We start from the raw sequence: 21,196 nt of genomic DNA, 5'->3' as shown, positions 1-21,196 counted from the left end.
ACATACGCCAGCTTATGTCTGTTGACCACCTGCAGTTGTGATTTTGACGGGACAGGAAGCCAGGCCGTAAACAGTGATGCATTGAAGTACGGGGTTGTATACAACGATTGTGGACCTACCGACTCTCCGGTTGTTCGTATAATACTAACAGATGAAGAATTTTCATGTAAAGATAATCATAGAAATGTCAACCACATTGTTTCATATCTTGAAATCGGAACTGTAAAAGAAATAAAGATCGGCATGGTAATTTCAGGTCACGCCTCTAGTATAGGCGGTGAGCCAGATTCTGGATACGAATGCGAAAAGGATTTTAAGAATTGTGTTGAAATAGGTGTTATTTCAATAGAGATATTGGGTAGTGACAGGGAAAGGTTAGAAGGAACATGGAAATTTGAAGGCAGCGATAGAACTGGTAATTTCAATGTTGAAAAATGTGATCAAAAAAGTGGCGCTTGTGGGTAGGATAACAAAAATAAGAGAAGGGCGAATTGTGGTTTAGCTGGGTTCGTGCCGCAGTCCCGGCAGCCTAACCCGGCTATTGCCCGCCGTTTTTGTATGAGAAATTTATTTAATACAACCGGCGTTAGCTATTAACCAAATCAGCAAGCGTCTTAAGATCCGCCACTTCCAGATCGGGAGTTTCATGAGCTTTTGGGGTAGCTCCAAATCCTTCCTTTCCCTTCCTGCGATTTACCCAAACAGTCGCTAATCCCATTTTCTTGGCTGGGATAATATCGTGGAAAATGCTCTGTGCCACATGTAAGAGTTGATCTTGTGGGATATCGATATTTTCGTGCAAATGTTGAAAATTTCGCTCCGCTGGTTTGTAGCTGCCTATTTGTTGGGCTGTGAAAATGGTGTCGAATTGCGTTTTCAGATGTTTCGAAGAATAGGAAAACAGATCATCATCCACATTGGACAAAATGGCCAATTTGTAATTTCGTTTCAATCGTGACAATGCTTCGACCGTATCCGGAAAGGGCGGCCAGTCGCGAACCGAATCAACTAGAGTGTTAGTTTCCGATTCCGAGAGAACAAAATCAAATTGGTCGGCAAAATTGATCATCACCTGGCGTAGGACATTCCGGTAGGTTTGATACTTACCTGATTCTAACTCCGTTTCCAGCATCGCATAAGTAGTAAGGATCTGGGCATCGGATAAATTTAAGTTATTCTTTAACGCTATGGGTTTCAATACATTGAGAATACCGGATTCCCAATCGATTAATGTGCCGTAGCAGTCGAAGGATAGAATTTCGAAATGGTTTAGATTTAGCATAGGAGTATAAAGTTACAGAGTGACGGAGAGACAAAGGCACAAAGGAACAAAGGCACAAAGGAACAAAGGAACAAAGGAACAAAGTTAATGAATTTAAGATAAAGTTAAACTGATTTCAAATTACCTCACCAAGTGTGGCACTCTAAAAAATAAATCCGATATATTTCCTAATCGAACATCTTCACTACTTTTTGGCCAGATGCCGGGGATCGATTGGCTGCATTTCGGACATTTTCCGTCCGATGTGATATGATAACTTTGGATGACGTAACCGATTCGCTCAATTAAAAGCTCGCCGCAACTGTGACAATACGTATTTTCAAACCGCCCTACCCTGCCGGCTGCATTGCCGGCATACACATAATGCAGACCTTCTGCATAACCCAGTTCCGCTGCTTCGATCAGGGTCTGCGCCGTGGTGTTTTCCGGGTCTTGCATTTTGTAATCTTTGTGAAAAGCGGTAACATGCCACGGGATATCCGGTGAGACAGAATGAATAAATTGTGCCGCATCCCGCAGCTCATCTTTTGAATCATTAAAACCAGGAACGATCAAGGTTACGATTTCAACCCAAAAACCCATCTCATGGACCATCCGAATGCCGTTTAGAACATTTTCGAGAACTGCACCGAGAGATCGATAGTTCTTGTCTCGCATGGATTTCAAATCAACTTTGTAACCCTCGGTTAACGGCCGGATATACTCCAAGACCCGCCTTGTTGCGTTACCATTAGAGACATAAAGGCATGTGAAACCGGCTGCTTTAGCCAATTTGAAAACAGCCATTGCCCATTCGGAAGTAATAAGAGGTTCGTTATAAGAGCTGGCAAAACATTTAGCGTCATTTCGTTTCCCTAATTCCACCAACTGCTCAGGAGTAACTTCCTCCGGTGGTTTGCCGGCATTGGCGTCACGTAAGGTTTGGGAAATGTCCCAATTTTGACAATAAGAGCAATGTAGATCGCAGCCATGCATGCCAAACGTAAGCGTATCCGAGCCCGGGAAAACATGGTAGAAAGGTTTCTTTTCGGTTGGGTCACATTGTAATGCAGCAACATAACCCCAGGGTACATATAATTTACCATCCAGGTTATACCGAACTTGACAAATCCCCCGTTTACCAACTTTTATCTTGCAATCATGGCCGCAGGAATAACAATGTACAGCTTCATCTTCAAGCTCGTCATACAATTCACCCTGCCGAACCATGGGATTAATAATATTTGCAATGGGTACATCACCGGATATGGGTCTGCGTAGTGTATGTAATTGTTCAAGGAGATCGATTTCAGAAGATGCCCTGTCCGAACGGCGAATGGGAACTTCTTCTTTTGTGTTCATTTTAATGCCTCTTTTGTTCTCGATTAAAATATACCCCGAATTCCCAGTTGAATCAAGCAGAATGTCACATAAGGATATTACAAGCTTTCAAAGTAAGCGTAGACTTCCAGGTTATCCAAATAAACCCCGTCGAAACCTGAAGCAAGGATTTTGTCTATAAAGGAATACCTATTCCCGAAGATGATGTCCTGCCAATCCTTTTCCCAGAATTTTACCCAGTACTCATTATAGTACAATGGATCTGAATATCGCGCAGCAATCCATGCTGGATTGCCGATTTCCCAGTCGCTTTGCCAATAATAACGAAATTGCTCCGCAGCGCCAATATTTAGATATGAAATTACCAACCGTTTCCCACCATTTGCTTTCGTTTTTAAAAACTGAATATCCGCTTCTTTTAAGAGTCTTCCTGAGTAATAGGGATCAATAATCAAAAGATCATAATTTAACTTTTGTAAAGCAGTTAGAAAAGACTGTTTATTTTTAAACATACTTGAATTGATCAGGTAAAGAAAATTTTTCGCTTCAGGTAATTTTAAAATATCTAAAGAATTTTCACCGAAGGTCGTTTCGGGATACTCAGGTATTTCATCCAAATCAAAATCATCACTCGGAGCTGCGAAAGAAATGTAATTTCTTTCATTGTTTTTTGAAAATGAATCATCCACCTGCTCCGGTACCGCGCAGTAATCGGTTACCAAAACCTTCAGGTTTTGACTTTCAGCAAGATCAAGAAACCCAAGGAGATAATTGCGATAATCCGATGGTGTGGGGACTTCATATCCTTTTTCACCATAAAACACATGTTCCTGACCAACTCCGTCAATTTTATCCAGGTATGTTGGAACTATTTTGCCATCAAGCATGGAATTGTCAGTTAATAACTCTAAGCCATTCTGAGTGATCACAATAAAACCAGGATTCATTGATTTAGCATAATCACTAATATTTTGAACAAATCCACGCATTTCAGAGCGGAAAAATTGATTTCGAGTATTATCAGGATTAACGCTGGATTTACAGCTCAAAGAGATAAAGGAAGTCAGAATAAATATTAAATATTTTTTTCTAAAACTCAAAAACAGGGACATTATTAATTTCATTCTCTTAAACATTTCGATAAAAAGTAAATGAATTTTATTTTAATTGCAAGTCAGTTAAATTTTGTTATTTATTCTTGGATTGAAACAATCATTGCACGAGCTGGTTTAAGTTTAATCGAAAAATAAACGATCCTGGAATTTATACAGGTGAAAGCCTGGTGAATTCTCTTTAATACTTTCATACTTTTAAGAATGAATAAATTTTACTCAAATCGATATTCAATTATTTTCACATTAATTCTTATTGCGGTATTTTCCTTTTTGTACAATTGCAGTTCTTCAACCGGGCCCTCTAAAGTTAAAGAAGGATTGACAGCAAAAGAGGCGGAACAGCTGGCAAGCAGCCGGGCTTTGGAAATCCTTGGAAATCCTTCCTTGATCAGTATTGAAACTCCTGATAGCGGCGGCGGTTTGAATCGGGAAGGAAGATTGGCTGAAGGTGAAAAAGGGAAATGGTGGTTTGGCTATCACGAGCTGGGATCAATAGAAGGGTTGATCATAGAGACTGAGGGTATTCTATTATTCTCCGCAATTGTATCGCTTGATAATCTAAGAGGTTTACAAGAAATACTTCCGGATTACATCGATTCATCAGAAGCGATCATAAAGGCTGAAGCCAGTGGTGGAAAAGATTTAAGTGAAGTTGAAACTATTATCGCTGTACTTGCCGGAGAACCTGCCTGGCCAAAAACCGGACCTAATCATGTAGCCTGGGTAATCACTTATGAACTTAAAAACAATATGAATGAAATATTTTATATTGATGCTTACTCCGGGGTTTTCCTGGGAAAAGGGTGACCGCTGATGGCGCAGATTACGTAGGAATAAATCTGGGAGATCAGGTAATCCTGCAAAAATCATGGTTTTGAAATAAAAAGGGCGATCCGCTAATTAAATTAGCAGACCGCCAAAACATAGTTTATTTTTTGGTGGTCCGACATAAATGTCGGGTTACAAATTTACATTGTTTTTACTTTTTACTTCTCACTTTTAACTTTTTAAGCACATCCGCCTCCTGTCCTGAGCAAAGTCGAAGTTTTACCGTTTCATTCCTAGCTAGCATCTTTGTCACTTTGTGCCACTAGTGCCTTTGTAACTTTGTAACTTTGTTACTTTTTCAATCAATTCATCAATTCATAAATACCAGCCGCTCCCATACCGCCGCCAATACACATGGTGACCATCCCATAACGAATACTTCTGCGTTCCATTTCGTTGAGAAGCTGAACTGACAGCTTAGCTCCGGTACAACCCAAAGGATGGCCAAGGGCAATTGCCCCGCCATTGACATTCACCTTATCGATGTTCAAATCAAGTTCTTTGATTACCCCGAGAGCCTGGGCTGCGAATGCCTCATTTAATTCGATCAATTCAATATCTTCAAGCTTTAAGCCGGTCTTCTTGAGGACCTTGGGAATTGCCTCGATCGGGCCGAGCCCCATCACCTCGGGAGCAACGCCACCCACCGCAAAACCCACAAACCGTGCTTTTGGCGTCAGGTTCAATTCCTTTGCTTTTTGTTCCGACATCACGACGAGCATAGCAGCGCCATCACTAACTTGCGAGGAATTACCTGCGGTTACAGTTCCATTCATTTTGAACGCCGGTTTTAATTTCGCCAATTTTTCCAATGTTGTATCGGGACGGGGTCCTTCATCAATTTCCAGGATGACTTCATTTTCCACAATTTTGTTTCCATTACCGGCGATTCTCTCAGTTAGTTTTACAGTTACGAGTTCATCTTTAAATTTACCTGTTTTGATCGCGTTGACGGCATTCATATTGCTTCGCAAGGCAAATTCGTCTTGTTCTTCACGACTGATGCTATACTGCTCAGCTACTCTTTCTGCAGTCAACCCCATGTTTAGATAAGACTTTGGCCAACTTTCGGTTAGATGTGTGTTAGGAGCAAATTTATTACCACCCAGGGGGACTACACTCATACTTTCAGCGCCACCCGCCAGAATCGTATCATCCATGCCACTTTTGATCCGTTCAGCTGCAAATGCAATCGATTGCAATCCGGAAGCACAAAATCTATTGATTGTCGCTGCCGGAACTGAAGTAGGCATCCCAGCCCGCAATGAAGCTATCCTTGCCATGTTCATGCCCTGTTCAGCCTCCGGGAAGGCACAACCAATTAGGATGTCGTCTACTGATTCGGGTTCCAGCCCGGGGGTTCGATCAACTGCTTCTTTGATAACCAGGGCAGCCAAATCATCGGGCCTGGCGTTTTTTAGGGTTCCCCGGTTGCCCTTGCCTACTGGGGTCCGAACATTGGTTACTATTAAAGCGTCTCTCATTGAATTTCTCCTAAATTTAAATCGAATCATTCTAACAAACTTGTGCTTCAGTTTGCCATCAGCTCAAATTGATCTAACATTAACGGATAAGCTAATTCCTTAATGGTTTTCCTGTTTTTAGCATATGCATAATTCGTTCCTGGGTTCCCTGTTCACCGCAAAGTGAAAGGAATGCTTCCCGCTCCAGATCCAGAAAATATTGCTCATTAACTTCTTGTGGAGCGGTGAGATTTCCACCAGCTATTACGAAGGCTAGCTTTTCACCGACTACTCGATCATAATCTGTTATAAACCCGGCTTCATGCATATTATCAATCCCGATCAACAATCGCGACAAAACTTTAGAACCAAGGGCTAACATTCGTTCTTGGACGGCTGGATTGCGGTAACCTTCGGATACCAAATTAAGGACTGTTTGTTTTGCATCACCGATAAGTCGAGCAGGATTGATGGAGATTAAATCTGAATTTCGCAGCAAATTCATTTTCTTAGCTTCAACCGCACTTGTTGAGACCTTCGCCATTCCGATGGTTTCGAATACTTTTTGGATAAATGAATTATAATCGACGTTTTGAATGTTCTCAACACTTTTCAAAGTTCGCAAAGTTAATTCTTTTGTTCCACCGGCTGCCGGGATCAATCCGACACCTACTTCCACTAAACCAATGTAGCTTTCAGCTGAGGCCTGTGTTCTTGCAGCATGCATCTGCAATTCACAGCCGCCGCCAAGAGTCATTCCGAATGGTGCAACAACCACAGGCTTTTCTGCATATTTTAACCGCATACTCGTGTTTTGAAATAACTTGACTGCCTGCTCCAAACCATCCCAATCCTTGTTTTGAGCGAGCTGAGCAACAAGGAATAAGTTAGCGCCGACACTAAAATTACTACCCTGGTTACCGATGACCAATCCATCATAATTTTTCTCTACTACATCAACAGCCTGGTTCACCATACCGAGAATCCCTTCGCCAATCGAATTCATTTTAGAGTGGAATTCTACCAATGCGACGCCGTCACCCAGGTCAATTAAACTTGCTTCTTCATTCGTTATTAGTACTTTACCGGGAGATTCTTTTTGAAGATTGAGATTTATTATTCCCGGACTAAACTCAACTTCTTTATATTCCCGGCTGTTAAAATCAAACTGCCGCAGAATTCCGTTTTCGGTTTTGTAGAATGAAGTGTTTCCTGCAGCCAGCATTTGCTTTATATTATCCGGGACTACTTTTCCTTCAGACACCATCCTGTTGACTGATTTTTGGAGGTCGATGGCATCCCAGGTTTCAAAGAGACCTAATTCCCAGTTATAACCCCATTTCATGGCATTATCTATATTCATAATTGAATCGGTAATTTCGGGAATTCTATTGGCGGAATAAATTAAAATAGCGCTCAAAGTTTCCCAGAAAAATTTCCCTGCCTTGTCATCCGCATATGCGATTGACTTAATACGTTCGCCAACATCATCGATTTTCTTAGAAGCATCCAATGATGGGAAGCTCACTTTTTGCGTCGGTTCAAACTCCATCTTATCAGGATTCAAGGCAAAAATAAGACGTTTACCGGATGCATCCATTCCTTTTCGATAAAAGCCTTGTTTGGTTTTTGATCCAAGCCATCCTTTTTTAACCATTTCATTGACAAAATCAGGGATCAAAAGTTGGTCGCGCATTTCATCCTCGGGAGCCGCCTCATAAAGATTTTTAGCTACATGCACAAAGGTATCAATACCGACCACATCTGCTGTACGAAACGTTGCACTCTTGGGTTTTCCGGTTGCGGGACCTGTAATTGCATCCACTTCATCAATGGTTAGTCCGTCTTTTATCATTTGCTGGATTACAATCATCATGGCCATCACACCGATACGATTACCAATAAAATTGGGGGTGTCCTGGCAGAATACAACGCCTTTCCCCAATTGCCGATCGACAAAATCTGCCATAAAATCAACCAATCCGGTATCCGTATCCGCAGTTGGGATGATTTCAAGCAAACGCATGTAACGCGGAGGATTAAAAAAATGAATCCCAACAAAGTGCCGTTTGAATTCATGATCCTGATTTTCGGCAATTTTGGTAAGTGAAATACCGGAAGTATTGGTTGCGATGATGGTACCCGGTTTTCTAACTTCAGCTATCTTTTGCATCAAAGATTGTTTGATGTCTAACCTCTCCACCACAGCCTCGATAATACAATCCACCTCCGCAAGCCAGTTGAAATTATCCTCAAAATTTCCGATTGTAATTAAACTCGTCAGACCGGTATCATAAAAAGGCGCCGGCTTTAATTTGAGCGCCATTTTTAAGCCATTTGAAACAATACGATTTCGCACCTTCCGGTCTGTCAGTGTTAAACCGGCAGCTTCTTCTTCCGGTGTTAGTTCATTAGGAACAATATCTAATAAATAGGAAGGGTAACCGGCATTGGCCAAATGGGCTGCGATCTGGGAACCCATAACTCCTGATCCAAGAATGGCAATTTTTTTGATTTTATAAGGTTGAGACATTTAATAAATTCTCCAGATTAAGATAATGATCTGAGCTTTGTGATAATTCTAATTAATGATAATAATACCATGAAGTGATTTTTCTGCTGTTTTTTGGGTGATATCAACGTAATTAAAAATATTCAAAGGCATAATCTACTTGCTACTATTTCTGCATCTATAAGGCAAATGAATTTTTTTTAATATTATGCCTTAAATTGCAATAACAATTTTTCATTAAACACAAAAAATGAATTGTGTATGTCCGGAAGACATGACTAACTCTGGCGCAAATAGCAAAATTTTATTACATTGCTCATTTGGATTAATTCAATTGTTTAAATTTATAGTTGACGAACTCGTAAAAAGTCGAAAGTTTAGAAGGACATACAATATATTGACATTTCAACTTTAGCTTAACATTATATTGTATTCACTAAAAGGCTGCCGACTTTTTACAATGCCGTCATATAGTTAACCAACTCATTTTTGTATGAAAATTATTAGTTCCTGTTTCTTAAGTCTCCTCCTTTTGGCAGGTTGCAGTATTCAAAAAATTGCCGTAAAATCTACCGCTGGCATTTTAATTGTTGGCATGCCCACATTCCTGGAAGAAAGTGACCTGCCATTAGCAGAACTAGCTCTTGGATCCAATCTAAAGTTTCTGGAAGTTTTGATTAGAAACGATCCGGATAATCAAAAATTACTTTTACTTGCAGCGGAAGCATATACAAGTTATACTCTTGGTTTTATTCAGGACAAATATCCAGAACGAGCTCGGAATTTTTATCTTCGTGCCCGCGACTATGCACTTCGGGTACTAAACAAAAATAAAAATTTTCGAAAAGCATTAAACCAGGATATTGAACAATTTAAATCCGCTTTAAACACCTTCAAAAGATCTGACGTACCCGCTTTATTCTGGACGGCAAATGCCTGGGGTAGTTATATCAATTTAGACCTGACAGATGTGGATGCAATCGCAAGCCTGCCGAAAGTTCAGGCAATTATGGAAAAAGCGCTGGAATTGGATGAAACCTTTTATTACGGCGGTCCCCATGCTTTTTTAGGAACATTGTTTGCTTCACGGTCACGAATCCTGGGTGGAGATCCGGAACGAGCAAAAGAGCACTTTACGAAATGCCTGGAAATAAGCAATCAGTCTTTTTTATTGTGGAAATATCTTTTTGCGATGAGTTATGCCGTTCAATCACAGGACAGAGATCTATTTAAAAGACAATTACAAGAAATATTAGATGCACCAAATGATATTTTACCGGAGCAACGGCTTGCCAATGAAATTGCGAAAGAGAAGGCAAAAGCGTTGTTAGAGAAAGAAGATGAGCTGTTCTTTTAGGGATCAACTCTAATGAAACTACCTTAAACGAATGACGTTAAACAACGGTGCATTTTAATAAAAAAATGAATACAAAACAGGAGGTATCAATTTTGAGACGAGTTTTCTTCTTCGTACTTTTAACATTTGTGTCTGTTCTTATTTCAAATGGTTGGGCACAAAAACATACGATTAAATTTGCAACTTTAGCGCCGGAGGGATCCACATGGATGGTGGTAATGAGGGAATATGATAAAGAATTGCGTGAAAAAACCAATGGCGAGGTTGGATTTAAGATTTATGCCGGTGGAGTTTTAGGAGATGAAAAAGACGTCCTTCGAAGAATACGGATTGGTCAGATTCAATCGGCAGGATTTACAGGTGTTGGTATGGGCGAAATATTGCCGGAAGTTAGAATTTTAGATACTCCGTTTCTTTTCCGTAATTATGAAGAAGTGGACCACATTTACAACAAGTTTTATGAACGATTTGCAGAAGGATTTGAAAGTAAGAATTATGTGCTATTAGGATGGGCCGAAGTTGGGTTTGTTTACATGTTTACGAAAAAAAAAGCCGCCGATTTGGATGAAATGAGAAAACTCAAAATGTGGGTTTGGGAAGGAGACCGGGTTGCGGAAGCGACTTTTAAAGCCTTTGGCTTACAACCCATCCCTCTTTCCGTTATCGATGTAATGACTGCATTGCAAACAAATATGATAGAGGGAGTTTACACGTCACCCCTGGGTTTAGTCGTATTACAGTGGTTCACAAAAGTAAAATTCATGATAAATATACCATTGGCCAATGCTGCAGGAGCTGTTCTTGTCTCCAAGGAAAAGTATGATAAACTCCCTGATATCCATAAAAATACTCTCAGGGAACTCGGTAGGAAATATATGTCAAAGCTCACTCAGCTTAGCCGCGATGACAATGCAAAAGCTATTGAAACATTAAAAAAGAATAATATCACTTTTGTTTCTGTCGATAATCCGCAAGTTCTTCAATCCTATTATGATGTGGGAAAAAAAGCCAGGCGTTCACTCGTTAACAAATTTTATTCGGAAAGTTTACTCAATCAAATCGAAAATGAGTTGAATACTTTGCGATCGTCCAATGGTTCTTTAAAATAGAGTTATTATATAATTCATCGAGGTTGTGTGCAGATTATCAACTTTATTGATCGGATCTTAGAACGGATAGAATCGGTTACCTTAATCATCGCGTTAACCAGCATGATTTCAATGGCCTTCCTGCAAGTCATTCTACGCAATTTCTTTGACTATAGCATTCTATGGGCCGATATATTTTCACGACATTTGATTCTATGGGTTGGATTTATAGGCGCCAGCCTGGCAACCTATGAAAATAAACATATCAACATTGACGTCTTATCGCGATTTTTATCACCGAAAATAAAACAAATTTCAATAATCATCACAAGATCCTTTTCAGCATTTATTTGCATATTATTGGCCAAAGCCTCTTTTGTGTTCATTACCGATGAACGCTCGGCTGGCTCAACTTTATTTTTGGAAATACCGGTATGGGTTTTTATGATTATCATCCTAATCGGTTTTGTTATCATTAGTTTTCGTTTTGTCATTCAGGCGATACAAGCAATCTCATCTCCTAAATTTGAAGCGGAAAAAGGCTAGCGTGGAAATTGCATTATTCGGTCTCGTCTTCCTGTTACTGGCACTTTTCGGAACGCCTCTGTTTGTCATCATCGGCGCTATTGCCCTTCTCGGTTTCTATTTTCAAGATGTCGATAGCTCTGCCGTCATTATTGAAACTTATAGATTGGCGAATGCCCCGGTTTTGCTCGCTATCCCCCTTTTCACTTTTGCGGGCTATCTTCTTTCAGAAAGCAAAGCGCCACAGCGGTTGGTAAATTTTTCCCGGGCGTTATTTGGCTGGTTACCAGGCGGATTAGCAATAGTGGCTTTGGCCAGCTGCGCAGTATTTACCGCTTTTACCGGGGCATCCGGTGTAACCATAATCGCCCTTGGCGGTTTAATGCTTCCATCTTTGCTGGAAGATAAATATCCGGAAAACTTTTCATTGGGGCTACTCACTTCCTCGGGAAACCTTGGCATGCTTTTTCCGCCAAGCCTGGCTATCATTCTATATGGTTTTGTAGCTAAAATTAATATAGACAAACTCTTCCTGGCCGGGGTTTTACCTGGTATTTTGATAATGATCCTCCTGAGTGCATACAGCATTTTTATTGGCAAAAGAAGTCATATCCCATCGGTACCATTTTCCTGGAAACGACTCCTGGCTGCTTTAAAAGAAACCCGGTGGGAAATTCCCCTGCCAATCATCATTATCGGTGGCATCTATGGTGGACTGTTTTCCGTAACGGAAGCAGCGGCAATTACAGCAGTGTACGCTTTAGTGGTCGAAGTTATAATTCTGAGAGATTTAAGTTTTTTCAAAGATGTTCCCCGGATCATGCGGGAAAGCATGATTTTGGTTGGCGGGATTCTCATCATTCTTGGCTGTGCTTTGGGGCTGACCAATTACCTCATCTATTCCGAAATCCCCATGCAAATTTTGGCGTTTATGCAGCAATTTGTTACTAGTAAAATCTGGTTCCTGGTAATGCTCAACCTGTTCTTATTTGTTGTAGGCAGTATGATCGATATCTTCTCTGCAATCATAGTAGTTGTGCCATTAATCGTTCCTGTTGCGCTGAGCTTTGGAATTGATCCTATTCACCTGGGTATCATTTTCCTGGTCAATCTTGAAATTGGCTACAGTACACCTCCGGTCGGTATTAATCTATTCATAGCAAGTTTCCGCTTCCAGAGGCCAATTATTAAATTATACCTGGCGGCTATTCCATTTATTATCATTTTAATTATTTGTTTGATTATCATAACTTATGTCCCGGGTTTAAGTTTAATGCTTGTTAATTTAGCCGGCGGACAGTGAAAATTAACTAGAAATACATTGAGGAATTTATGAAGCGACTGATATTCTTATTAACTATTCTTATTTTTATATGGCAAACCATTACATACGCACAATTTATTAGCAACTCTCCGGAGACAGATTCTCTCATCGCTGTTGGAATGGATCAAATCCATCGGTTAGAAACGGATTCGGCATTAGTCACTTTTTCAGCTTTAACCGAAATTTACCCGGAAGACCCAATTGGCTATTTTTATCTTGCAGCAATTTATGACCTGGTCAACCAAAATTATCGCATAACCACGTTTGAAAAGGAATTCAAAAAAGAAGTTGACCTGGCCATTAAAAAAGGAAAGAAATTCATCAAAAAGAATAAAAAAAATCCACTTGGCTTTTTTTATCTAGGCGGTGCATATGGAATTAAAGGGTTACACGAAGTAAAAAAACGCCAATGGTTCAAAGCATTTGTAGATGGAATCAAAGGATTAAATCACCTGAGAAAATCCCTAGCAATTCGAGAGGATTTTTATGATGCATATTTTGGACTTGGGATGTACCATTACTGGCGCAGCGCTATGACAAGAAAATTATTTTTCCTTCGTGGTTTTTCAGACCAACGCCAACAAGGAATAAACGAATTGAATTGGGTCATCGAAAAAGGCAAGTATGCTATCGTGGAAAGTCAATTCGGGATTGTTACTTGTTACTATAATGAAGCTATGTACGACAGTGCTTTGGCTATAAATAGTGATCTCTATTCAAAATTTCCTTATGATCCCTCTGTGCTTTACCTGCGAGCGAAGATTTTTGAGAAAACAGAGAGATGGCAGGATCTTTATGGCACCAGCCAAGATCTTTATAAGTTGCTAACAGATTATGAGCACCAGAGTATGGGCTACCTGGTCGAATGCCACTATTTAATGGCTTTGGCAATGCACAATCTAAATAAAAATGAAGAAGCCTTGCAACACCTTGAAACGGCAATGATCTTAAAGGAGAAGAGGAATAAAAAACAAGAATTGGAAGGACCCCTAGACGATTTTAATGATGTTTTTAAAAATGCAAAAAAATTACATAAAAAACTAAAATCGCCCTGATCAATCCGTTTTTTTTAACTGGTTGATCAGTTTTTTCTTCATCTCCTGGCTTAATGGAACATCAGGATTCGATTTTCTATACATATCAACCGTGCTACGAATACTTTCAACATTTTCCTTACAATCCGGGCATTCTTCAAGGTGATCCTTTAAATCCTGGCAAATCACCGAATCAAAATCCTCTTCCAAATAATTACAAAGTTCTTGCCAATTTTCTTTACATTCAGTTTTTTTCATCTTTATTCTCCTGATTTTAACATCTTCCAAAATAAGCGCATAATTCTTCACGTAAAAACAACCTGGCTCGTCTGAGTCGGATTTTAACATTTGCCTTGGTTATTTCTAAAATTGAAGCCACCTCTGTGGTTGAGAGGTTTTCCAGGTCTCTTAAAACAAAAACTATGCGATATTTTTCAGGGATATTGTCAAGCGCGAGATTTAATTCAGAAACAAGTTCTGCATCCAGTAAGTTTTTATCAGTAAAATCCGTGCTGATCCCAGATTTCGAAATAGATTGATTATCGTACTTTTCAAGCTCATCCGGAACTAGCCTTTCTTTTTTGTTCTTTCGTATTTTTAAAAGCGCATAATTCGTTGCAATTCGGTAAATCCAGGTAAATAAATCCGACTGTACTTGGAAAGTATTAATTTTCTGGAAAACTGTAGTGAATGTCTCTTGAACCACATCTTCTGCATCCAGGGAATTGTGCAGAATTTTTAAGGCCAGGTTGTATACCCGATCGCTGTATTGATTAATCAATTCGGCAAAAGCAGATTTATCGCCGGATTGTAAGCGAGAAATTATATCGGTAGATTTCATCCTGGAATAAATTAGGCCAATAAAAAAGGCTTGCCTCTATCAAGGAAAGCCTTTTTAACCTCAAGCTTTAATAATAATTAGGCTGTGGTTAGATGGTTTTCCATCTTATCTGCAATCGATTTCTTTGGCAGTGCTCCGATAATTGATTCTACCATTTTACCATTTACAAATATTCCCAACGTCGGAATACTACGTATGCCATATTGTGTTGATATTTGCATATTTTCATCAGTATTTACTTTTCCGACTTTGAATTTTCCGGCATATTCGTTTGAGAGTTCTTCGATAGTAGGAGCAATAACCCGGCAAGGGCCGCACCATGGAGCCCAAAAGTCAACCAATACAGGAACATCAGATTTTAGCACTTCAGAATCAAAATTCGCATCAGTGAATTCTATTAGATTAGACATTTAACCTCCATAAGTAGAATTTTGTTATTTACTTGATTTATAATAAATTTTATAACCATTGATCAATTTCTCGTTTAAAAGCTTCAATACCCGGGTTTCCGATAATTTTATTAACAACTCGACCATTTCTGCTGATGATAAATGTTGTTGGGATCACATAAACACCACCATAAATATTATCAACTTGATTATCGGTAAGCAATACCGGGTAATTCATTTTATATCGCGAAACGAAGGCTTTAACCATATCTCCCCCGGCCTGGTCTAATGAAATTCCAATGATTACTAACCCTTTATCCATATGTTTTTTATACAGATCGACAAAATCTGGAATTTCTTCTCTGCAGGGACCACACCAGGTTGCCCAAAAATTCAGAATGACCATTTTCCCCTTAAACTCGCTTAGCTGTACCGGCTTACCCGACAGATCTGATAAAACAAAATCAGGCGCTTCCGGAAAGCTTTCATCAGAAATAGTAACTTTTGTGTTTGACTCGGATGTTTTGGTCGATACATTTACGCTAATCTCTGTTTGCGGTTCTTGCTTACTGCAGCCAACACTCACAAGTATAGCAAAAACGAGAGCGGTAGAATATTTGACATTTTCGACTTTCTTCATTACTGTCCTCTTTATTTTTTAAACATCTAAAAATTAGATGCAACAACCAGGTTAAAGATACAAAAGAAGTTAAAAATTTATTTCAGTTTAAATTGTAATTCCAGTTTATAATTCACTGTTCAGTCCTTCACTTTTTTCATATAATTTACTTCGGCCAAACATTCCACTTTGATAAGTATTATGAATCTGATATTTTATTTTAGTTTTGAATAATAATTAACCTGAATAATTCATGGATCATGTCTTTTGAGCTTAAAACTTCCAATTTTGTCATCCCGTCCTGGGCGGGATCTATTTCCATATATTTGATAAGCTGAATGTTAAGCATAAAATATGGTGAAAAAACTTTTTGCTTGAATAAAAGCGATTAAGGTTTATGAATAATACAGGTTAATTAGTTTAATCAAATGTTTCGGAGATTAATAAAGTTATTTCCGCAATGTATATCCTGCATGATTGTCATCAATTTGGATAACACGAATTAGAGGCTTATGAACCGAATTTTAAAATTTATCTCTTTTATTATTTTTAGTCTAATCTTAACGCTTCCAATTTCTGCGGAACTACCCCAGGAAGTTAAAGCAATCTGGGTAACTCGCTGGGATTATACCAGTCCTGATGACATCAGGAAAATCATTGATAATGCTTCCACTCATCATTTCAACATGATTCTTTTCCAGGTTCGCGGAAATGGCACTGTGTATTATCCGTCCAAGCACGAGCCCTGGGCAGAAATATTGGGCAGCAGTGATCCCGGCTGGAATCCACTTCAGGAAGCAATCAAATACGCTAAAAACCAAAATATACAATTGCATGCATGGATTAATGTTTACCCAGCCTGGCGGGGAATCGACCCACCTAGTAATCCGGACCATTTTTACAACACTCATCCCGATTGGCTGATGGTTGATGCTGACGGAAAATCCATGCAGCTGAGTTCACATTATGTTTGGAATAACCCGGCCAATCCCGAGGTACAAAGCCACCTCACAAAAATTGTTTTAGAGTTAGCAGAGATTCCCGGGCTTGATGGCGTTCATTTCGATTATTTTCGCTATCCCGGTCCCGGATACTCATTTGATGACAAGACACTCAAAACATTTTATGATGTAAACAAAAGGCAGCCCTCCGAATCAACCAAATTATGGAATCAATATCGCCGCGATGGAATTACTAACTGGCTCAGAAATGTATATCATAAGATCAAGCATAAAAAGCCAAATTTCCAAATCAGCTCTGCTGTAATCGGTGACTATGACCTTGGCACCAAAGTGTTTTTCCAGGATTCACACCAGTGGCTTACGGAAGGCATTATCGATTTTATTTTTCCGATGACATATACAAATGATATCCGGATGTTACAACGCTGGCTGCTGAGACATGCAATCCATCAAAGAAGAGAGCGAATTTTCCCCGGGATTATGGTCTATCCGGATATGGAACTTTTGCAAAATGAAATTCAACTTGTTCGAGATAAAGGATTTGCTGGTTTTTCGGTCTTTGCATACAGAAGCTTGTTTCCAAATCACCAGGCTATTGAAAAAATCTCAGTTCTTCAACCGAATATTAGAAGCTCTTCAACTCCCGACCAGGTAGAAAAACCAGCAACCGGAATAGTCATCTCTGAAATTCGATGGTTCCCCGAACATCCTAGTGATGACGATTCAATAAGAATTGTTTGCAAGATTGAGGGGCTCAAGAACAATTCACCCAATCAAGCATTTCTGATTTGGAAAGCCGAATCCAGCAAAAATTCACCGCCACGGTTAAACATGGTCAGAATGAAATCAAAGCCTCAATATTGGTACAGTAAATCCAAGATTCCGCCGCAGAAAACCGGTGAAACGATACTGCTGCGAGCGTTTGTCGGAAATCCAAATAAAAACATCAAACGAATGATTGCCAGCGATCGACGCACTATAATTATCGATGTGAACAAATCCGAATATAAGTCCGAAGGTAAATTCGGTCCATTGCTCACACTTGTGACGCGAGGTGTTGTGGATCTGAATAACAGGGCATGGCTGCTCGAGCCCGGTAAAGGAATTCGGATCATTGAAGCGGACGGAACCGAAGCCTCTTTTTCACCAGTGAATAGTTTTACCGATGCGGATGGAGATTCACAAAACTTTACTATTGTTTCCGGAATAACTCTTTTACCGAATAATACGATTGCCGTAACTATACTGAAAAACAGCATTCCAATTTTATTGACAAATAACCAGGTACAATCTTCTCTTTCGATGAAGTTTCAAATGCCGATTTCGGGAGTCGATTTAGCCTCTTCCAGTGATGGTATCCTGTACATCCTTAATATTGATGGCTGGGTTATTCTCAATCCTATTGGAATAAAAATCGGAAAAGAACCATTTCCGCAAATCCACACGGTAAACAATATCGCTGTGAGCGCCGATGGTAGGCATGTTTTTGTGGCATGCCGTACTGAAGGAGCTGTTCATCATTGGATTGGTTTTGCTTCCGAGAACACCGCTTCATATAAACAGGTTCAGGATCTGGATGTTTTTAACATCAGCCTTGGTTCAGTTACAATTGGAGCAAATGGATTTATTTACCTAGCTGAAACGCCGAGCGGAATTGTAAGAATTTTAGACCAAAACTTGAATATATTCGATATTCTATCCAAGGGTAAACCAGGACTTACGGCACCGAGACTGGTGCTCCCTTCGAGTGATTCTTCATTTTTATATGTTATTGAGACGGGTGGGACCACACCTATTAGGATGAGAAAATTTCTTAAAATCAAGACAACGCTTTAAGAAATTGGGATTAGATAATTTTAAACCTTTTCAGCTTAAAATTTATGTAGATGAGTTGTTCGAGAGCCGTTTATGTAAAAAATCAAAAGGAGAGATTATGTCACAGCAAATTTCAATTGATGAAATCATAAAAAAACCACAGGTTGATTTTGAGCAATTGGAAAAAGGAAAGAAACTGTCGGAAGAATTACGCAATAATGGTTTTCTAAGTTGGGAAAATAGTCTTGTACCACCGTTTTCTAGGAAGCGAGTAAAAATAACTGATAATTCATTCTTAGACTTAATTATCTAATATTAAAAGATAAAGATAAAATAGCTCACATTTTGAAATGATAATACAAAACTGGCTCAATCACTAAAAGCGATTGAGCCAGTCAAAGATCAATTATATAACAGATCCAACTATTCTACACCCACTAACTTTCCGTTTGTTACTTTTTTGTAGATGAGATTTTTCAACTGCACTTCATCTGGATTCAGCAACTCCTTCACTCGTTTGCTGTTTACCGAAGCGACAATGATATCACCGATTTCAGTATTTACCTCGTCAAAGATACCCAATTTTTTCATGCCCCGGGTTTGTTTTTTGTTATCGTCGGTAGGAGTAACATAATGAACACAATTACTCTTATAGCGGTGAATTAGGAATAGCTGGATCAGAGTCATGAATCGTTTCTTGCGAAAATCGGCGTTGAGTGTGTTCTGATCTCTAATGGACAAGATATGTTTGCCCCTACGGTCCAGGATGGCAGCAAAGACTACATTTGCAATCTTGTTGTCATAATCATCAAACACACTGATTTCCAAGAGTTCAGATCCTGCCAGTGCCGGTCGTAGTTTCACATGCAGGGTGCTCACAATATCATATTGTTTGGCCCAGATTTCCAGCCAGCTCTCCAACAGCTTGGGTGGCACCTCGGTTTGGACCAGGTGCTGAAACTGTGTTGAACCTTTGCTCATAGCTTTGGTTGTGGCCGTACGGCCGGATGAAGCCGTTAATGCGCCATCCAAACGAGCGCCACCGACAAGCGTTTGCGGCGTTCTATAAGGAGATTCCAGCAATCGCAATTTCCGTTGGATATTTGCAAGCGCCAGCATACCATTTTGCAGTAAGGCTGTGGCAAATTCTTCTGACGCCAATCCATCGATTTGATGACCGCCATAGGTAATAAAATTAAAGACAAACCCCATTTTTCCCAACTGTTTGGGAAATTCCATCATTTCCCCGTCGGTCATGCCGGTGGTATCCCAGTTAAATGAAGGAGACAAGTTGTACGCCAGCATTTTATCCGGGTATCTTGCATGGATGGCATTCGCGAATGTTTTGGCGTCTGCGAGATCCGCTGTTTTGGTTTCCATCCAAAGGATGTCTGCGAAAGGAGCAACGGCAAGTGACTTTGCAATTGAATAATTAATTCCACTCCGAATTTGATAATAACCCTCGGGTGTTCGTGACAATTCGCAATCCCAGGATACATTCACACCAATCGATTTGGCTTTTCTCTTTGCCTCAGTAAATGATGCATGATTTGCAAAATCCAGCCATTCTTCAACTGTCATTTTAAATTCAGAGCCTTCTTCAATATGAAATTCCATTGAATCGGCCACAGCTTCACCAAAAGTCTTAATTCCGGCATCTGCTTCCCAAGCTTCAAAAAACTTTGTGGTAATTTCATTTAAGGTCTTTTCAAGATTCTTCTCACTTCCGTTAACCTGGGCAACAATTTTCTCATCGATATCCGATAATATACCTGCTTTTTTGAACCACTTGGATGCAGCATCGTAATCAGTGACGGATATTTTATAGAGCAGATGGCCATTCACGTCTTCGAGGCCTTTTTCATAACATCTCTTTAAAATAGCAAGATAACAATTTTTATAACTTGGAATGTTAGTATTTGTAGCGCCAAATATAAAAGGAAAATCGCGTTCATCTGCGTTGGTTTCCAACAAAGTAGCTGATTCGGCATCAGTTCGCGCTACGATAATTCCCGGCACCTTCATGATATCCAGCTGAAACCTGGCGGCATTCAGCCGTTTGATTTGTTCATCCACCGGCACCAGAACTTTGCCGCCCTGGTGGCCACATTTTTTTGCACCCGGCCGTTGATCCTCAATATGGTATCCCGTAACACCCACCTCAACGAACCTGCGAATCAGGTTTCTAACATGGGCGTCGCCACCGTGCCCGGTATCCGCATCGGCAATGATGAAAGGGCGGTAATCGATTTCAGGTGTTTTTTTGCGTTCTTCTTCAGTCATCCTGGCCCTGGCAAATTGCTGATTCTTGTCAGCAGAAAGTAGTGCCCGGACGATTGTTGCAGCATCATCCGGTACCTGGCTCAACGGGTAACTGGCTAAATCGGCGCCCTGGTCTTCAGTGATGGATCCTTTTGCCGAAGTCGCCCAGCCACCTAAATAGATTCCTGTGATCCCGGTCCGTTTCATCATTACAGCCTGCCCCGGAGAATAAGGACCAAAAGTCGTTATCGATTCCCGTTTAGCAAATAGCTCTCTCAATAATTCATAAAATTCTTTTGCAGCATTTTTAGCGATGGAGTACTCTCTCCGTATTGTGCCCTGCTGTTCAACCACCTGTCGTGAGGAATAGAGACGGGTAATCTCTCTAAAACGGGAAGATGAAAACCACTCCTTGGTTTCCAATACGTCTTGCTCAAATCTTTCCATTGGGTTCTCCTTT

General features: G+C 40.0%; 19 protein-coding genes. 9 read left to right on the top strand and 10 right to left on the bottom strand.

Going from position 1 to position 21,196, the window contains the following annotated elements; all coding sequences use genetic code 11:
- The first annotated feature begins 21 nt into the window (after window positions 1-21).
- Window positions 22-465, top strand: a complete 444-nt coding sequence (locus IIC38_04405; protein MCH8125189.1) for a hypothetical protein — start codon at window positions 22-24, stop codon at window positions 463-465.
- A 121-nt stretch (window positions 466-586) separates the two neighbouring features.
- Here IIC38_04405 and IIC38_04400 read toward each other — a convergent pair whose 3' ends face one another.
- The 3 genes from IIC38_04400 to IIC38_04390 all read right to left on the bottom strand — a co-directional run bounded on the left by IIC38_04400 (window position 587) and on the right by IIC38_04390 (window position 3,726).
- Entirely contained in the window at window positions 587-1,282 is a 696-nt protein-coding gene (locus IIC38_04400) for a haloacid dehalogenase type II (protein ID MCH8125188.1), read from the bottom strand.
- Window positions 1,283-1,402: 120 nt separating this feature from the next.
- Window positions 1,403-2,623 (bottom strand): AmmeMemoRadiSam system radical SAM enzyme, encoded by a 1,221-nt coding sequence (amrS, locus tag IIC38_04395; protein MCH8125187.1) that lies wholly within the window; start codon window positions 2,621-2,623, stop codon window positions 1,403-1,405.
- A 77-nt stretch (window positions 2,624-2,700) separates the two neighbouring features.
- Window positions 2,701-3,726: an endo alpha-1,4 polygalactosaminidase gene (locus IIC38_04390; protein ID MCH8125186.1), complete on the bottom strand. Its 1,026-nt coding sequence runs from the start codon at window positions 3,724-3,726 to the stop codon at window positions 2,701-2,703.
- Window positions 3,727-3,918: 192 nt separating this feature from the next.
- Between IIC38_04390 and IIC38_04385 the strand changes: the two genes are divergently transcribed.
- Complete coding sequence (locus IIC38_04385) at window positions 3,919-4,524, top strand: hypothetical protein (GenBank protein ID MCH8125185.1); 606 nt, start codon at window positions 3,919-3,921, stop codon at window positions 4,522-4,524.
- Window positions 4,525-4,847: 323 nt separating this feature from the next.
- Here IIC38_04385 and IIC38_04380 read toward each other — a convergent pair whose 3' ends face one another.
- Together IIC38_04380 and IIC38_04375 are read right to left on the bottom strand one after the other, a co-directional pair.
- Window positions 4,848-6,029: an acetyl-CoA C-acyltransferase gene (locus tag IIC38_04380; GenBank protein ID MCH8125184.1), complete on the bottom strand. Its 1,182-nt coding sequence runs from the start codon at window positions 6,027-6,029 to the stop codon at window positions 4,848-4,850.
- A gap of 91 nt (window positions 6,030-6,120) precedes the next feature.
- Complete coding sequence (locus IIC38_04375) at window positions 6,121-8,541, bottom strand: 3-hydroxyacyl-CoA dehydrogenase/enoyl-CoA hydratase family protein (protein MCH8125183.1); 2,421 nt, start codon at window positions 8,539-8,541, stop codon at window positions 6,121-6,123.
- A gap of 472 nt (window positions 8,542-9,013) precedes the next feature.
- On the opposite strand from IIC38_04375, the gene IIC38_04370 reads away from it, so the two are divergent.
- The 5 genes from IIC38_04370 to IIC38_04350 all read left to right on the top strand — a co-directional run bounded on the left by IIC38_04370 (window position 9,014) and on the right by IIC38_04350 (window position 13,869).
- A complete protein-coding gene (locus tag IIC38_04370; GenBank protein ID MCH8125182.1) occupies window positions 9,014-9,877 on the top strand; it encodes a TRAP transporter TatT component family protein in 864 nt (287 codons plus the stop codon).
- A 65-nt stretch (window positions 9,878-9,942) separates the two neighbouring features.
- Window positions 9,943-10,986: a TRAP transporter substrate-binding protein DctP gene (gene dctP / locus IIC38_04365; protein MCH8125181.1), complete on the top strand. Its 1,044-nt coding sequence runs from the start codon at window positions 9,943-9,945 to the stop codon at window positions 10,984-10,986.
- Window positions 10,987-11,013: 27 nt separating this feature from the next.
- The gene (locus IIC38_04360; protein ID MCH8125180.1) at window positions 11,014-11,511 is read left to right on the top strand and encodes a TRAP transporter small permease; all 498 of its coding nucleotides are present in this window, start codon (window positions 11,014-11,016) and stop codon (window positions 11,509-11,511) included.
- A gap of 7 nt (window positions 11,512-11,518) precedes the next feature.
- A complete protein-coding gene (locus IIC38_04355) occupies window positions 11,519-12,793 on the top strand; it encodes a TRAP transporter large permease subunit (GenBank protein MCH8125179.1) in 1,275 nt (424 codons plus the stop codon).
- A 29-nt stretch (window positions 12,794-12,822) separates the two neighbouring features.
- Window positions 12,823-13,869, top strand: coding sequence for a hypothetical protein (locus IIC38_04350; protein MCH8125178.1), 1,047 nt, complete (start codon window positions 12,823-12,825; stop codon window positions 13,867-13,869).
- On the opposite strand, the gene IIC38_04345 is transcribed toward IIC38_04350, so the two are convergent.
- From IIC38_04345 to IIC38_04330, 4 genes are all read right to left on the bottom strand, one after another.
- The gene (locus IIC38_04345) at window positions 13,870-14,106 is read right to left on the bottom strand and encodes a hypothetical protein (protein MCH8125177.1); all 237 of its coding nucleotides are present in this window, start codon (window positions 14,104-14,106) and stop codon (window positions 13,870-13,872) included.
- A gap of 16 nt (window positions 14,107-14,122) precedes the next feature.
- Window positions 14,123-14,689 carry a sigma-70 family RNA polymerase sigma factor gene (locus IIC38_04340; protein ID MCH8125176.1) on the bottom strand — a complete coding sequence of 189 codons (567 nt, stop codon included), beginning with the start codon at window positions 14,687-14,689 and terminating at the stop codon, window positions 14,123-14,125.
- 77 nt (window positions 14,690-14,766) lie between these two features.
- The gene (gene trxA, locus IIC38_04335; protein ID MCH8125175.1) at window positions 14,767-15,099 is read right to left on the bottom strand and encodes a thioredoxin; all 333 of its coding nucleotides are present in this window, start codon (window positions 15,097-15,099) and stop codon (window positions 14,767-14,769) included.
- Between the two features lie 49 nt (window positions 15,100-15,148).
- Window positions 15,149-15,718, bottom strand: coding sequence for a TlpA family protein disulfide reductase (locus IIC38_04330; protein MCH8125174.1), 570 nt, complete (start codon window positions 15,716-15,718; stop codon window positions 15,149-15,151).
- A 491-nt stretch (window positions 15,719-16,209) separates the two neighbouring features.
- On the opposite strand from IIC38_04330, the gene IIC38_04325 reads away from it, so the two are divergent.
- Entirely contained in the window at window positions 16,210-18,495 is a 2,286-nt protein-coding gene (locus IIC38_04325) for a family 10 glycosylhydrolase (GenBank protein MCH8125173.1), read from the top strand.
- 97 nt (window positions 18,496-18,592) lie between these two features.
- Entirely contained in the window at window positions 18,593-18,787 is a 195-nt protein-coding gene (locus tag IIC38_04320; GenBank protein MCH8125172.1) for a hypothetical protein, read from the top strand.
- Window positions 18,788-18,897: 110 nt separating this feature from the next.
- On the opposite strand, the gene IIC38_04315 is transcribed toward IIC38_04320, so the two are convergent.
- Entirely contained in the window at window positions 18,898-21,183 is a 2,286-nt protein-coding gene (locus IIC38_04315) for an isocitrate lyase family protein (GenBank protein MCH8125171.1), read from the bottom strand.
- Between the last annotated feature and the right edge of the window lie 13 nt (window positions 21,184-21,196).

It is taken from the genome of candidate division KSB1 bacterium, assembly GCA_022566355.1.
Taxonomy (GTDB): Bacteria; Zhuqueibacterota; JdFR-76; order JdFR-76; family DREG01; genus JADFJB01.
The sequence above is the reverse complement of the archived record's forward strand: the minus strand, read 5'-3'. Positions and strand labels throughout refer to the sequence as shown.